The organism is Aquitalea magnusonii, from assembly GCF_003202035.1.
Taxonomy (GTDB): domain Bacteria; phylum Pseudomonadota; class Gammaproteobacteria; order Burkholderiales; family Chromobacteriaceae; genus Aquitalea; species Aquitalea magnusonii.
In genome coordinates this window covers 75822-91041 of the sequence record NZ_QJKC01000011.1, presented here as the reverse complement: position 1 = coordinate 91041, position 15220 = coordinate 75822, and the positions used below count along the sequence as shown (strand labels likewise).

The 15220-nt window shown below is 59.7% G+C and carries 14 protein-coding genes and 2 tRNA genes; 6 read left to right on the top strand and 10 right to left on the bottom strand.

Features of this window, described 5'->3' with window-relative positions:
* Positions 1–118: 118 nt before the first annotated feature.
* The 10 genes from DFR38_RS12975 to DFR38_RS12930 all read right to left on the bottom strand — a co-directional run bounded on the left by DFR38_RS12975 (position 119) and on the right by DFR38_RS12930 (position 7948).
* Positions 119–195 (bottom strand) — tRNA-Pro (locus DFR38_RS12975).
* Between the two features lie 30 nt (positions 196–225).
* Positions 226–579 carry a MerR family transcriptional regulator gene (locus DFR38_RS12970; RefSeq protein ID WP_059285955.1) on the bottom strand — a complete coding sequence of 118 codons (354 nt, stop codon included), beginning with the start codon at positions 577–579 and terminating at the stop codon, positions 226–228.
* The gene (locus DFR38_RS12965; RefSeq protein WP_045845169.1) at positions 560–862 is read right to left on the bottom strand and encodes an integration host factor subunit alpha; all 303 of its coding nucleotides are present in this window, start codon (positions 860–862) and stop codon (positions 560–562) included. The genes DFR38_RS12970 and DFR38_RS12965 overlap by 20 nt, the downstream gene beginning before the upstream one ends.
* 69 nt (positions 863–931) lie before the next feature.
* Positions 932–3304, bottom strand: coding sequence for a phenylalanine--tRNA ligase subunit beta (pheT, locus tag DFR38_RS12960; RefSeq protein ID WP_059285956.1), 2373 nt, complete (start codon positions 3302–3304; stop codon positions 932–934).
* A 20-nt stretch (positions 3305–3324) separates the two neighbouring features.
* Positions 3325–4308: a phenylalanine--tRNA ligase subunit alpha gene (pheS, locus tag DFR38_RS12955; protein ID WP_059285957.1), complete on the bottom strand. Its 984-nt coding sequence runs from the start codon at positions 4306–4308 to the stop codon at positions 3325–3327.
* A gap of 210 nt (positions 4309–4518) precedes the next feature.
* A complete protein-coding gene (gene rplT / locus DFR38_RS12950; protein ID WP_059285958.1) occupies positions 4519–4875 on the bottom strand; it encodes a 50S ribosomal protein L20 in 357 nt (118 codons plus the stop codon).
* A 12-nt stretch (positions 4876–4887) separates the two neighbouring features.
* On the bottom strand, positions 4888–5085 hold the full coding sequence (gene rpmI / locus DFR38_RS12945) for a 50S ribosomal protein L35 (RefSeq protein WP_045845173.1): 198 nt from the start codon (positions 5083–5085) through the stop codon (positions 4888–4890).
* A gap of 156 nt (positions 5086–5241) precedes the next feature.
* Complete coding sequence (gene infC, locus DFR38_RS12940) at positions 5242–5766, bottom strand: translation initiation factor IF-3 (RefSeq protein ID WP_082693440.1); 525 nt, start codon at positions 5764–5766, stop codon at positions 5242–5244.
* Between the two features lie 38 nt (positions 5767–5804).
* Complete coding sequence (gene thrS / locus DFR38_RS12935; RefSeq protein WP_059285959.1) at positions 5805–7706, bottom strand: threonine--tRNA ligase; 1902 nt, start codon at positions 7704–7706, stop codon at positions 5805–5807.
* Between the two features lie 165 nt (positions 7707–7871).
* Positions 7872–7948: transfer RNA gene (locus DFR38_RS12930), tRNA-Val, on the bottom strand.
* Between the two features lie 122 nt (positions 7949–8070).
* Between DFR38_RS12930 and tgt the strand changes: the two genes are divergently transcribed.
* The 6 genes from tgt to mutL all read left to right on the top strand — a co-directional run bounded on the left by tgt (position 8071) and on the right by mutL (position 15215).
* The gene (gene tgt / locus DFR38_RS12925; RefSeq protein WP_059285960.1) at positions 8071–9186 is read left to right on the top strand and encodes a tRNA guanosine(34) transglycosylase Tgt; all 1116 of its coding nucleotides are present in this window, start codon (positions 8071–8073) and stop codon (positions 9184–9186) included.
* A gap of 130 nt (positions 9187–9316) precedes the next feature.
* Positions 9317–9640, top strand: coding sequence for a preprotein translocase subunit YajC (gene yajC, locus DFR38_RS12920; RefSeq protein ID WP_059285961.1), 324 nt, complete (start codon positions 9317–9319; stop codon positions 9638–9640).
* Positions 9641–9707: 67 nt separating this feature from the next.
* Positions 9708–11549, top strand: a complete 1842-nt coding sequence (gene secD / locus DFR38_RS12915; protein ID WP_059285962.1) for a protein translocase subunit SecD — start codon at positions 9708–9710, stop codon at positions 11547–11549.
* Between the two features lie 14 nt (positions 11550–11563).
* Positions 11564–12499, top strand: coding sequence for a protein translocase subunit SecF (gene secF / locus DFR38_RS12910; protein WP_059285963.1), 936 nt, complete (start codon positions 11564–11566; stop codon positions 12497–12499).
* 85 nt (positions 12500–12584) lie between these two features.
* On the top strand, positions 12585–13229 hold the full coding sequence (locus DFR38_RS12905; protein ID WP_059285964.1) for a DedA family protein: 645 nt from the start codon (positions 12585–12587) through the stop codon (positions 13227–13229).
* Between the two features lie 78 nt (positions 13230–13307).
* A complete protein-coding gene (gene mutL / locus DFR38_RS12900; protein WP_059285965.1) occupies positions 13308–15215 on the top strand; it encodes a DNA mismatch repair endonuclease MutL in 1908 nt (635 codons plus the stop codon).
* Positions 15216–15220: the final 5 nt, after the last annotated feature.

Below are 15220 nucleotides of genomic sequence, written 5' to 3'. Positions count from 1 at the left end.
AGAGCAACTGAGCTGCAGATGCCAGGAATAAAACCCCTGCGGCATCTGTCAATGAATGGATAAAAAACAAAAAAGCCACCCCGCAGGATGGCTTAATGTTGGTATTGCTGTGGTCTTGTGGTCGGGGTGAGAAGATTCGAACTTCCGACCCCCTGCACCCCATGCAGGTGCGCTACCAGGCTGCGCTACACCCCGACTCAAGAGAAACGCATTGTAACTGTTTATTTACGATTTGCCAATACCTGAATCCAGCCAGGCCAGAATCGTTTCCAATTCTGCGCGAACTTCCTGCGCAGTAATCGGGCGCTCCATCTCACCGCCGGCACCAAGGCGCTGACGCGCACCATGAATGGTGAAACCGTCGTCATACAGCAAACCACGAATGCGCCGCACCAGCAGCACTTCGTGGTGCTGGTAGTAGCGACGATTGCCACGGCGCTTGACCAGGCGCAACTGGGAGAATTCCTGCTCCCAGTATCGCAGCACGTGCGGCTTGACCCCGGTCAGCTCGCTGACTTCGCTAATGGTGAAGTAGCGCTTGGACGGGATTGCCGGCAGATCAGCCTTGCTTGTTAGCATGGTATTGCTCAACCATTCCTTTGAGTTTCTGACTGGCATGGAAGGTGACCACCCGGCGTGCCGTGATGGGGATTTCTTCCCCGGTCTTGGGATTGCGACCCGGACGTTGCGGTTTGTCACGCAGCTGGAAATTGCCGAAACCGGACAGTTTTACCGAATCACCAGCCTCCAGCGCGATACGGATTTCCTCGAAAAACGTTTCAACCATGTCCTTGGCTTCACGCTTGTTCAGACCAACCTGGTCAAACAGCAGGTCGGCCAACTCAGCTTTGGTCAAAGTCATGACTACCCCTTAACTTCTTGAACTGAAACATGGAGGACGGGCCTGCAGCCACGCCCTCCGGCAAAAGTCTTACAGACGCAATTGTGCGGCATGGGCGGCAGCAACGCCATCCAGCAAGGCCTGAATCACTGGCTCGACATCTTCATCGGTCAGAGTGCGCGCCTCATCCTGCAGCACCACGCGGAAGGCCAGGCTCTTCTTGCCCTCTTCCACACCCTTGCCACGATACACGTCGAACAAGGCCACTTCCTTGACCAAGGACGTTGCCTTGCTGCTGAAGGCATCCAGCATAGCAGCAACCGTTACCTGCTCGTCAACCACCAGCGCCAGATCACGGCGTACCGGCTGCAATTTGCTGACCGGCTGGGCCTTGATGGCAGCGCGTTGTTCAACAGCAGCCAAGTCCAGTTCAAACAGCACCGGCGGCGTTGGCAGGCCATACTGCTGCGCCCACTTGGGGTGCAGCTCACCCATCACGCCAATCACCTTGCCGTTCAGGCTGATCTCGGCGCAACGGCCTGGATGGAAGGCCGGGTGTGCCGCCTTGGCAAAGCTGGCTTGTGCCGGCAGCAACAGGGCTTCCACATCGGCTTTCACATCGTAAAAATCGATGCGCTCGGCCTTGGCACCCCACTGCTCGGCGACACGCGGACCCCAGGCGAGACCAGCCACTTTTTCCGGCTGGGTGCTTTCATCGGCCACACCGGCAGCGTTCTTGCCAAACACGCGGGCTACTTCGAATACACGCACGCGCGGCTGCTTGCGGTTGAGGTTGCCTTGCAGCACGTTCACCAGCCCACCGATCAGCGACGAACGCATCACACTCATTTGCGAGGCAATCGGGTTGATCAGGCGTACCGGGTCGGTATTGCCGGCGAAATCACGTTCCCAGGCTTCTTCGACAAAGGCGTAACTGACCACTTCCTGATAGTCGCGGCCTGCCAGGAAATGGCGGATGTCTTCACGCGGGCGACGCTCTTCCGGCAGTGCCAGCATGCGCAGGCGGGCAGCCGGGGCAGCGTAAGGGATGGCATCGTAACCATGTACGCGGGCTACTTCCTCGATCAGGTCTTCTTCGATTTCGATGTCGTAGCGGAAGGACGGTGCATGTACCAGGAAGCCGTCTTCCAGCGTATCGAAGGACAAGCCCAGGCGAGCCAGAATGGTGGCAATCTGTTCGGCAGTCAGGCTGATACCCAACAGGCGCGCCACACGGGCGGTACGCAGCTTGACACCACCGCGCGCCGGCAGTTCGGCCACTTTTTCGTTCAGCGGGCCGGCTTCGCCACCACAGATGGACAGCACCAGCTCGGTAGCACGCTCCATGGCTTCGCTTTGCAGCTGGAAATCCACCCCGCGCTCAAAGCGGAAGGAAGAGTCAGAGCCGAAACCCCAGGCACGGGCCTTGCCGGCAATCGCTGCCGGTGCGAAAAAGGCGCTTTCCAGCATGATGTCGGTGCTGGCGGTTGTGACACCGCTTTCTTCACCGCCCATGATGCCGGCGATGGCCAGCACCTTGGCATCATCGGCGATCACCAGATGCTCGTCGCTGAGGGTGACGGTTTTTTCATTCAGGCACAGCAGCTGCTCGCCTGCCTTGGCCATGCGCACGGTGATGCCGCCATCCAGCTTGGCCAGATCAAAGGCGTGCATCGGCTGCCCTTGCTCCAGCAGCACATAATTGGTGACATCAACGATGGCCGAGATGGAGCGCAGACCGGAACGCTCCAGACGACGTTTCATCCAGTCCGGGGTCGGCGCAGCGGCATTGACATTGCGGATGACACGGCCGATATAGCGACCGCAGGCTTGCGGGGCAGCGATGGCTACCGGCACCACATCGTCGATTTGCGGGGCGACGGCGGTAATGGCTTGCGGCTGCAGCGCAGCACCGGTCAGTGCCGCCACTTCGCGGGCAATGCCCTTGATCGACAGGCAGTCGGCACGATTGGGGGTGATTTTCAGCGTAAACAGCTGATCATCCAGGCCCAGATAGTCGCGGATGTTCTGGCCAACCGGCGCATCAGCCGGCAGCAGCATCAGGCCGTCGACATCTTCCGGCACGCCCAGCTCCTTGCCGGAGCACAGCATGCCGCCTGATTCCACACCACGCATCTTGGTGGGCTTGATCTTGAAATCACCCGGCAATACCGCGCCCGGCAGCGCGCACGGCACGCGCACGCCCACAGCCACGTTCGGTGCACCGCAGACGATCTGCACCAGTTCGCCAGTACCGACATCCACCTTGGTGACGCGCAGGCGGTCGGCGTTTTCGTGCTTGACGCATTCCTTGACTTCGCCAATCACCACGCCAGTAAAGGCCGGCGCCGCCGCGGTGGTTTCTTCCACTTCCAGACCTGCCATGGTCAGCAGATTGGACAATTCCTCGCTGGAAAGGGAAGGATTAACCCAGCTTCTCAGCCACTGTTCGGAAAATTGCATTGTTTATCCCCTGCCTGCGATCAATTGAACTGTTTGAGGAAATTGAGATCGTTCTCGAAGAACAGTCGCAGGTCATTCACGCCATAGCGCAGCATGGCGAAACGGTCCAGACCGATGCCGAAGGCAAAGCCGCTGTACTTTTCCGGATCGATATTCACGTTGCGCAGCACATTCGGGTGCACCATGCCGCAGCCACCCACTTCCAGCCAGCCACGCTCGCCCAGTACGTCGATTTCGGCAGATGGCTCGGTGAAGGGGAAGAAGGACGGACGGAAACGCACTTGCAGGTCATCGCGCTCGAAGAAGCGGCGCAGGAAGTCGGTCACCACGGCCTTGAGGTCGGCAAAGGACACGCCCTCTTCCACCCACAGGCCTTCCATCTGGTGGAACATCGGCGAGTGGGTAGCATCAGAATCCACACGGTACACGCGACCCGGTGCCACGATCTTGATCGGCGGCTCGTTGTTCAACATGTAGCGCACCTGGATCGGGCTGGTATGGGTACGCAGCACATCGCCACCTTCTACATAGAAGGTGTCGGCCATGGCACGCGCCGGGTGATTTTCCGGGATATTGAGCGCCTGGAAATTGTGGAAATCGGTTTCGATTTCCGGACCATCCGCCACCTGGAAACCCATGGAGCGGAACAGGGTGGCAATGCGCTCCAGCGTCAGCGCCACCGGATGCAGGCCGCCGGTGGACAGGCCACGACCCGGCAGGGTGACATCCAGCGACTCGGCTGCCAGCTGGGCTTCCAGCTTCTGGGCATTGATCAGGTCACGGCGGGCGTTATGGGCGGTTTCAAAAGCCTGCTTGGCCACATTGATGGTGGCACCGGCAGCCTTGCGCTCCTCCGGCGGGAGCTTGCCCAGTTGCTTGAGGAGTTCGGTCAGCTCGCCACTCTTGCCGAGATAGCGCGCCTTGACCTGCTCCAGTTCGATCAGGTCGGCGGCGGCCTCGATGGCAGCCAGACCAGCTTGGAGAATCGCGTCAACGTTAGTCATTGGGTCTCACACCGTATGCGTCTTTCCGGCCACCCGGCAGGCGATGCGACGGCCGCTGCATCACAACATCGGCATCCTGCATCGACCGGCTGGTCGAAACAAAAAGGCTGACCACACTCATGGCAGTCTGGTCAGCGCTCTTGCTACTTCACTACCACAGGCAAATGAAAAAAAAGGGAGGCATCAGCCTCCCCTTTTACAGTCTTGCTATCAAGCGAGGCTAGCTTTCGCCTTTTCAACGATCTGAGCAAAAGCCGGCTTGTCGAACACGGCCAGGTCGGCCAGGACCTTACGGTCGATTTCGATGGCAGCTTTTTTCAGGCCGTTCATGAACTTGCTGTACGGCAGACCGTTTTCACGCGCAGCGGCGTTGATACGGGCAATCCACAGCTGGCGGAACTGACGCTTTTTCTGACGACGGTCGCGGTAGGCATATTGACCGGCTTTCATCACCGCCTGTTTGGCGATGCGATAGACGTTCTTGCGACGGCCGCGATAGCCTTTCGCCAGGGCAAGGATTTTCTTGTGACGAGCACGTGCGGTTACACCGCGTTTAACGCGTGGCATTATTCAGTCTCCTTATGCGTAGGGCATCATGGCGCGAACAGAAGCCATGTTGGTGGCGTGTACCATGGTGGTACCGCGCAACTGGCGCTTGTTCTTGGTGGTTTTCTTGGTCAGGATGTGACGCTTGAACGCATAAGAGCGCTTTACACCGCCATTGCCCAGCACGTTGAGACGCTTTTTCGCGCTCGACTTGGTCTTCATTTTCGGCATGGAAAACTCCTGCAGAATTTCTGAGTTAGATTAGACACAGGGTGGCCCGAAGGCGCTTGATACCACTGCGTCACGCTTTTGCGCGGGGTGTTGCCACCCCACAAAATCAACACGGCAGGGATGACCCTGCCGTATTGAGGAAACGATTATACCCGATTATTTCTTTTTCGGGGCAATCATCATCACCATTTGGCGACCTTCCAGCTTGGGGAACTGCTCGACTGTCGCAATTTCAGCCAGATCGGCCTCGACACGCTTGAGCAGGGCCAGGCCGATGTCCTGGTGAGCCATTTCACGACCACGGAAACGCAGGGTGATCTTGGCCTTGTCGCCATCATTGAGGAAGCGGGCCAGATTACGCAGTTTCACGTTGTAATCGCCATCGTCAGTGCCCGGACGGAACTTGATTTCCTTGATCTGGACCTGCTTCTGCTTCTGCTTGGCTTCGTGACGTTTCTTCGACTGTTCGTACTTGAACTTGCCGTAGTCCATCAGCTTGCACACCGGGGGTTGTGCGGTCGGCGAAATTTCCACCAGATCCACATCATTTTCCTCGGCCAGAGCCATTGCCTCACGCAGACCGACAACACCGATCTGCTCACCTTCCATGCCTACCAGACGAATCTCGCGAGCGGTAATCTCGCCGTTGATCCGTGCTTCGCGTTCCTGAGCTATAGCCAAATCTCCTATTAATCTATCAAATGCCTGCCGTTGCCGGATCAGGCCTCGGGCATCTCAGCCTTGAGGCGGGCAATGAATGCATCCAGCGTGAGCTGACCGAGATCTTCACCCCGGGCGCGCACGGCAACCAGTTCACCTGCTTTTTCCTTGTCGCCCACGATAATCTGGTACGGCAGCTTTTGCAGGCTATGCTCGCGGATTTTATAGCCGATCTTCTCGTTTCTCAAGTCAAGATCAACGCGGAAGCCTTGTTTCTGCAAAGCTCCTGCAATTTCCGCAGCATAATCGGCCTGTGCTTCGGTGATATTCATCACCACCATCTGCACCGGCGCCAGCCACAGCGGGAAGGCCCCGGCATGGTTTTCAATCAGAATGCCCAGGAAGCGCTCCAGCGAACCCAGCGCTGCGCGGTGCAGCATCACCGGACGCTTGCGGCTGTTGTCATCGGCCACGTATTCGGCACCCAGACTTTCCGGCAGCATGAAGTCGAGCTGCAGGGTACCACACTGCCAGGAGCGACCCAGCGCATCCTTGACGTGGTATTCGATCTTGGGACCATAAAAAGCCCCCTCGCCCGGCAGCTCTTCCCAGGCGACGCCACAAGCCTGCAGCGCTTCGCGCATGCCCTGCTCGGCCTTGTCCCAGGTTTCTTCCGCACCCAGGCGTTTTTCCGGACGCAGCGCCAGCTTGATCGACACCTTGTCAAAACCGAAGCGTTCATACACTTCCATCACCAGACGATGGAAAGCCTTGGCTTCCTGGTTGATCTGGTCTTCGGTGCAGAAAATATGACCGTCATCCTGCACAAAGCCACGCACGCGCATGATGCCGTGCAGCGCACCGCCCGGCTCGTTACGGTGACAGGAGCCAAACTCGGCATAGCGCAGCGGCAGGTCACGATAGGAACGCAGGCCGCTGTTGAAAATCTGGATATGCCCCGGACAGTTCATCGGCTTGACGGCATAGTCGCGCTTTTCCGATTCGGTGATGAACATGTTTTCCTTGTAGTTCTGCCAGTGACCCGACTTCTTCCACAACTCCACATCCATCATCATCGGCGTGCGGACTTCCTGATAACCCTCTTTCACCAGCTTGCCGCGCATGTATTGCTCGACGTTCTGCCACAGCTGCCAACCCTTGGGATGCCAGAACACCATGCCCGGTGCCTCGTCCTGCAGGTGGAACAGGTCCAGCTGCACGCCCAGCTTGCGGTGGTCGCGCTTTTCCGCCTCTTCCAGCATGTAGAGGTAGGCTTCCAGATCCTCTTTCTTGGCCCAGGCCGTGCCGTAAATGCGCTGCAGCATTTCGTTCTTGCTGTCGCCGCGCCAGTAAGCACCAGCCACCTTCATCAGCTTGAACACTTTCAGCTTGCCGGTGGACGGCACGTGCGGACCACGACACAGGTCGGTGAATTCACCCTCGCGATACAGGCTCAGCACCTCGCCTTGCGGAATGGATTCGATGATTTCGGCCTTGTAGGCTTCGCCGATGCTCTTGAAGTAGGCAATGGCCTCATCGCGCGGCAGCTCGTAACGCTCGACCGGAATATCCTTCTTGGCCAGTTCGCTCATCTTCTTTTCGATGGCGGTCAGGTCTTCCGGCGTAAACGGGCGCTTGTAGGCGAAGTCGTAATAGAAGCCGTTTTCGATTTCCGGTCCGATGGTGACCTGGGCTTCCGGAAACAGCTCTTTCACTGCATAAGCCAGCAAGTGGGCAGTCGAGTGACGAATGATGCCAAGGCCATCGGCATCCTTGTCGGTCACAATGGCCAGATCAGCATCGCGGTCGATACTGTACGAGGTATCCACCAGCACGCCGTCAACGCGACCCGCCAGCGCAGCACGCGCCAGACCGGTACCGATGGACGCAGCCACTTCATGAACCGTTACCGGCTTGTCGAAGGATCGAACCGAGCCGTCAGGCAGGCGAATGTCAGGCATGTCAACTCCAAACAGGGCGAAATTTCATTGCGAAGGGTAAAAAAAAAGAGCGGCCTGAGCCGCTCTTTTTTTGCATGGTACAACCCGCAAGGCTCAGCTAGCGTGAGAATGTCGGGTTGTGGTAGTTCGCCAGTGTTTCACCTGGGATAACTCCATGCTAAGTATTGGTAGGCACGATTGGACTCGAACCAACGACCCCCACCATGTCAAGGTGGTGCTCTAACCAGCTGAGCTACGTGCCTGTCGTCGAGTTGGCAATACTAAAGTACACATCCTGAAAATGCAAGGCCATTTTTCGTAAAAACACCGCAGCGACCCGCTTGCTGTATACTAGCGCGCTGATTTTGCATAACAAATACACTCCATGCTGAAGTTTACCGTACACAAAACCTCCGGCGGTGCCCGCCGCGGGACTCTGCAGCTCAACCACGGCACCGTGGAAACCCCGGTTTTCCAGCCGGTGGGCACCTATGGCTCGGTCAAGGCCATGAGCCCGGTGGAGCTCAACGATATCGGCGCCCAGATCATTCTGGGCAACACCTTTCACCTGTGGCTGCGCCCCGGCCTGGAGGTCATCGAACAATTCGGCGGCCTGCATGATTTCATCGGCTGGGACAAACCCATCCTGACCGACTCCGGCGGCTTCCAGGTATTCAGCCTGTCCGACATGCGCAAGCTGACCGAGGAAGGCTGCACTTTCCAGAGCCCGATCAACGGCGACAAGCTGTTTCTGAGCCCGGAAATCTCGATGAAAATCCAGACCGTGCTCAATTCGGACATCGTGATGCAGCTGGATGAATGCACGCCGGGCCAGGTAGACCACAGCACCGCGCAAAAGTCGCTACAGATGAGCCTGCGCTGGGCCGAACGCTCGCGCCGCGCCTTTGACGACCTGAAAAACCCCAATGCGCTGTTTGGCATCGTGCAGGGCAATCTGTATACCGATCTGCGCCAGGAATCCCTCGAGGGGCTGTTGCAGGTGGGCTTTGACGGTTACGCCATCGGCGGTCTGTCGGTGGGTGAGCCCAAGCCGGAAATGTACCGCATGCTGAACGAGCTGAATGGCATGCTGCCGGCCGACAAGCCGCACTACCTGATGGGCGTGGGCACACCGGAAGACCTGGTGCACGGCGTAGCCAACGGCATCGACATGTTCGACTGCGTGATGCCCACCCGCAATGCGCGCAATGGCTGGATTTTCACCCAGCATGGCGACATCAAGATCAAGAATGCGCGCTACAAGGATGACAAGAAGCCACTGGACGAAGAATGCAGCTGCTATGCCTGCCGCAACTTCAGCCGTGCCTATCTGCATCACCTGCATCGCGTGGGCGAGATCCTGGGTGCGCGCCTGAACACCATCCACAATCTGCACTACTACCAGGAGCTGATGCGTGAAATGCGCAAGGCCATCGAGGAAGACCGCTTCGAGGACTTCCGCCTGGAGTTTGCCGACAAGCGCGCACGCGGCGTGTCGTAAAGCGCGGGAACCTGCCAGCTGGCCGGCCGGTCTGAGCCTGCGTTCAGGCCGGAAGGTTGGAAAAGACACGCAGCGTGGCTACAATGGCCCGTTTGTTTCACCATCAACACTATAACAAGGGAGCAAATCCATGCCCTTTATTGACAAGGCTTTCGCCGCTGGCGCCGCACCGGGCGGTTTTGACATCATGTCTTTCCTGCCGATGATCGTCATTTTCGTGCTGTTCTGGTTCCTGATGGTTCGCCCGCAGCAGAAGAAAATGAAAGAGCACCAGAAGATGTTGTCGGAAATCCAGAAGGGCGATGAAGTCATTACCCAGGGTGGCATTCTGGGCCGCGTCGTCAAGACCGGCGAACAGTTCCTGACCGTAGAAATCGCCAATGGCGTGGAAATCAATGTGCAGCGCCCGGCCGTTACCGGCAAGGTGGAAAAGGGCACGCTGAAGTCCCTGTAATCCCCAGGACGGCCGCCCGGCCTGCAAACCGGGCGGCCAGTTTCGTTTCCTACCTCCGATATCACTCATGAACCGCTATCCTCTCTGGAAATACCTCGTCATTGTGGTAGCACTGATCATTGCCACGATCTACACGCTACCCAACTTCTACGGCGAGACTCCCGCGGTACAGGTCTCCAGCACCCGCCAGTCCATTCCGGTGGACACCGCCCTGATGGGCCGCGTGGAAGAGGCTCTGAAAGCCCAGAACATCAGCCCGGACGGTCTTTATCTGGACGGCAGCAGCCTGAAAATCCGCTTCAAGGATGCCGACACCCAGATCAAGGCCCGCGACGCCATCCAGCATGCGCTGGGTGACAGCTACATCATTGCGCTCAACCTGCTGCCGGCCTCGCCGCAGTGGCTGGCCGACCTGAAAGCCTACCCCATGTTCCTGGGTCTGGACTTGCGCGGTGGGGTGCACTTCCTGCTGCAGGTGGACATGCAGGCTGCCATCGACAAGACCATGGAACGCTATGCCGGCGACATTCGCCGCGAGCTGAAGAACAAGCAGGTGCGCTATGGCAGCATCAAGCGCAATGGCAATGTGCTGGAAGTGCAGCTGCGTGATGCCGACACCCTGAAAGCCGCGCAGAACGTGGTCAGCCGCACCCTGCCCACCCTGGTGGTGAGCAGCGACGATGCCAATTACAAGCTGACCGCCACGCTGAAGCCGGAAGAAGTCACCAAGATCCAGAGCGATGCGGTGAAGCAGAACATCTCCACCCTGCACAACCGGGTGAACGAGCTGGGCACCTCCGAACCCATCATCCAGCAGGCCGGCCCCAACCGCATCGTGGTGGAACTGCCGGGTATCCAGGATACTGCCCGCGCCAAGGACATCATCGGCCGCACTGCCACGCTGGAAGTGCGCATGGTGGAAGACGACCAGGGCAAGGTCAGCGATGCGCTGGCCGGCAATATTCCGGCTGGCTACGACCTGCTGGACGAAGCCACCTCGCATGGCGACAGCAAGATCCTGGTGAAGAAGGACGTGGAGCTGACCGGCGACAACATCAACGACGCGCAAGCCGGCTTTGATGAAAACGGCGCCCCGGCGGTACACATCAATCTGGACTCCACCGGCGCTTCCATCTTCCGTCAGGTGACGGCGGAAAACATCGGCAAGCGCATGGCGATGATCCTGGTGGAAAAAGGCCGTGCCGAAGTGGTGACTGCGCCGGTCATCCGCTCGGAAATCGGTGGTGGCCGCGTGCAGATCTCCGGCAGCATGAACCCGGCCGAAGCCAATGACACCGCCCTGTTGCTGCGTGCCGGTTCGCTGGCTGCGCCGATGAACATCATCGAAGAGCGTACCGTCGGCCCGAGCCTGGGCAAGGAAAACATCGAGAAGGGCTTCCACTCCACCCTGTGGGGCTTTGCTGCCATCGCGGTGTTCATGGTGATCTACTACGGCGTGTTTGGCGTGTTCTCTGCCATCTCGCTGGCGGTCAACGTGTTCCTGCTGCTGGCCATTCTGTCCATCCTGCAGGCCACGCTCACCCTGCCCGGCATTGCCGCCATTGCGCTGGCGCTGGGCATGGCGATTGATGCCAACGTGCTGATCAACGAGCGTATCCGTGAAGAGCTGCGCAACGGCGTACCGCCGCACTCGGCCATCCAGGCCGGTTACGGCCATGCCTGGGCGACGATTCTGGACTCCAACGTCACCACGCTGATTGCCGGCCTGGCCCTGCTGATTTTCGGCTCCGGCCCGGTGCGCGGCTTTGCCGTGGTGCACTGCATCGGCATCATGACCTCGATGTTCTCGGCAGTGCTGGTTTCGCGCGGCCTGGTGAACCTGTGGTACGGCCGCCGTCGCAAACTGACCTCGCTGGCCATTGGCCAGGTGTGGAAACCCGAGAAATAAGGACAGGACAGATCATGGAGCTTTTCCGCATCAAACGGGACATCCCGTTCATGAGCTACGGCAGGCTGACCACGGCGATTTCGCTGGTCACCTTCATTCTGGCCGTGTTCTTCCTGGCCACCCGCGGCCTTAACTACAGTGTTGAGTTCACCGGCGGTACCGTGCTGGAAGTGCAGTACCAGCAGTCGGCCGACCTGAACCTGATCCGCGACACCGTGGACAGCCTCAAGCTGGGCGAAGCCACCGTGCAAAGCCTGGGCAGCAGCAGCGATGTGATGATTCGCCTGCCGAACAAGCCGGGCACCACCTCGGCCCAGCTGTCGGAAAAGGTGATGAACCTGCTCAAGGCCAAGGACAGCACCGTGCAACTGCGCAAGGTCGATTTTGTCGGCCCCAGCGTGGGCGAGGAGCTGGTGAGCCACGGCCTGACTGCCGCCATTCTGGTGTGCCTGGGCATCATGGCCTATCTGGCCATGCGCTTTGAATGGCGCTTCGCCGTGTCGGCCATCATCGCCAACATGCACGACGTGGTGATCATCCTCGGCTGCTTTGCCTTCTTCCGCTGGGAATTCTCGCTGACCGTACTGGCCGGCGTGCTGGCGGTGCTGGGCTACTCGGTGAACGAATCGGTAGTGGTGTTCGACCGTATCCGCGAGAACTTCCGCAAGCCGGGCCTGCGTGGCAAGAGCACCGCCAGCATCATCGACAATGCCATTACCGCCACCATGAGCCGTACCATCATCACCCACTTCTCCACCGAGATGATGGTGGTGTCCATGCTGGTATTCGGCGGCCCGGCGCTGCACGGCTTTGCCATGGCGCTGACCATCGGCATCATCTTCGGCATTTACTCTTCGGTACTGGTGGCCAGCCCGATCGCACTGTGGCTGGGTGTCAGCCGCGAGCACATGATCAAGCCGACCAAACCAAAAGAAGAAGCCGTGGTCTGAACCAGGGCAGCTCCCTATGCAGCACACACTGGCCGGCTTGTCCGGCCGGTTTTTTATCCACCATAGCCAACCACCACGGTGACTCATGGAAGCCATCACATTCCTGCTCGACTTCATCCTGCACATCGATGTCCACCTGACCCAGCTGGTCGCCCAGTATGGTGTGTGGATCTACGCCATCCTGTTTCTCATCATCTTCTGCGAAACCGGGCTGGTGGTAACGCCCTTCCTGCCGGGCGACTCGCTGCTGTTCGTTGCGGGTGCGCTGGCGGCCATGGGCAAGATGGATGCGCACATGCTGGTGCTGCTGCTGACCGTGGCCGCCGTGCTGGGCAATAGCGTCAATTACACCATCGGCCGCTATCTGGGCACGGCCCTGCTGCGGCGCTTTCCGCGGCTGATCAAGCCGGAATACCTGGCCAAGACCCATGCCTTCTACGACAGGCACGGTGGCAAAACCATCATCTTCACCCGCTTCGTGCCCATCATCCGTACCTTTGCCCCGTTTGTGGCCGGCATCGGCAGCATGGGTTATCGCCAGTTCACCGTGTATAACGTGACCGGTGCCGTGCTGTGGGTGGCGGGTTTCTGTTATGCCGGTTATTTTTTCGGCAATCTGCCCTTCGTGCGCAAGAATCTGGAACTGCTGATCTTCGGCATCATTTTCGTGTCCTTCCTGCCGGCCATCATCGAGTTCTGGCGGCACAAGCGCGCGGCGCAGCGCCAGTAAGCCTTTGCCGCTCCCGCCCGCGGCGGCGGGAGCATCGCCCTACCCTTCTTGCCCGTCCGGCATTATCATCCTTGGCCTATGAAACGCATTCACAAGCTTCCTGACCATCTGGTCAATCAGATTGCTGCTGGCGAGGTGGTGGAACGCCCCGCCTCCGCCCTCAAGGAAATGCTGGAAAACAGCCTGGACGCCGGCGCCAGCAAGATCACGGTTGATCTGGCCCAGGGTGGCATCAAGCTGATCCGCGTCACCGACAACGGCAGCGGCATCACCGCCGATGACCTGCCGCTGGCGCTGGACCGCCACGCCACCAGCAAGATCGCTTCGCTGGATGATCTGGAACAGGTGGGCACGCTGGGTTTTCGCGGTGAGGGGCTGGCCAGCGTGGCCTCGGTCTCGCGCCTCACCCTGACCAGCCGCCCGGCGGACAGTGCTCACGCCCACCAGATCATCGCCATCGACGGCGCCCTGCATCCGGTGGAACCGGCCGCGCATGCCCCCGGCACCAGCGTGGAAGTGGTGGACCTGTACTTCAACACCCCGGCGCGGCGCAAATTCCTCAAGAGCGAAAACACCGAATACGCCCACTGCGAAGCCACTTTCGAACGCATTGCGCTGGCACACCCGCAAGTGGAGTTTCTGCTGCGCCACAATGGCAAGGTGATCTGGCGCTTGCCGGTGCAAGACCTGGCCGAGCGGGTGGCTGCACTGCTGGGCAAGGACTTCATCAGCGAAGCCATTGCGGTGGAGACCTCTGCCGGCAGCATGACGCTGAGCGGTTTTGTCGGCTCGCCCACTTACTCCAAAGCCAGCCGCGACGCCCAGTATTTCTATGTCAATGGCCGCTTCGTGCGCGACAAGACCGCCCAGCATGCGCTGCGTCAGGCTTACCGCGATGTGCTGCATCACGACCGCCACCCGGTGTATGCGCTGTTCCTGTCGATGGACCCGGCCGGGGTGGATGTGAATGTGCACCCGACCAAGATCGAGGTGCGCTTTCGCGAAAGCCAGGCCATCCACCAGTTTTTGTTCCACAGCATCAACAAGGCGCTGGCCGCCACCACCGCCGGCAGCAGCAGCCCGGTACCGGCGCAGGGCGACATCAACACCAGCGCCAATACCGCAGAACCACAAGCGGCGCTATTCCCGCCGCGTACCCCCCTGCCGGGCAGCGCATCGGGCAGTAGCGGCCATACCCCGGTCCGCCCCTTCAGCTATCAGCAGCAGAGCATTCCGCTGCATGTGGTACGCGAGGCGCTCGGCAGCTACGACAAGATGTTCTCCGGCCTGCGGGAAGAAGAACAGCGCAGTACGCCGCCAGCCAGCGCGCCAGCGCTCGACAGCCTGCCGCCCATGCTGTCGCCGGCCCAGCTGCAGGCGCTGCCACAGGCCAGCGAGGGCATTCCGCCACTGGGCTTTGCCCTGGCCCAGTTGCACGGCGTGTATATCCTCAGCCAGTGCGAGGACGGGCTGATCGTGGTGGACATGCATGCCGCGCACGAGCGTATTGTCTACGAACGGCTGAAAACCGCGCTGGAAGCCGACACCATTCCCATGCAGCCCTTGCTGCTGCCGGTATCCTTTGCCGCCGACCGCATGGAAGTGGCCACGGTGCACGAACATGGCGAGCAGCTGAAACAGCTGGGCGTGGAACTGGCCCCGCTGTCCCCCACCCAGATCGCCGTGCGCGGCATTCCGGTGTGGCTGCAGGATGGCAATCCGGTAGAGCTGGCCCGCGCCGTGCTGAAAGACGTGCGTGAATTCGGCCTCAGCCAGGTGCTGACCGAACGCCGCAACGAACTGCTGGCCACCATGGCCTGCCACGGTGCGGTGCGCGCCAATCGCCAGCTGACGCTGACCGAAATGAATGCCCTGCTGCGCGACATGGAAAACACCGAACGCTCCAACCAGTGCAATCACGGCCGCCCCACCTGGTCGCGACTGGGCATGAAAGACCTCGACAATCTGTTCATGCGCGGGCGCTGAACCCT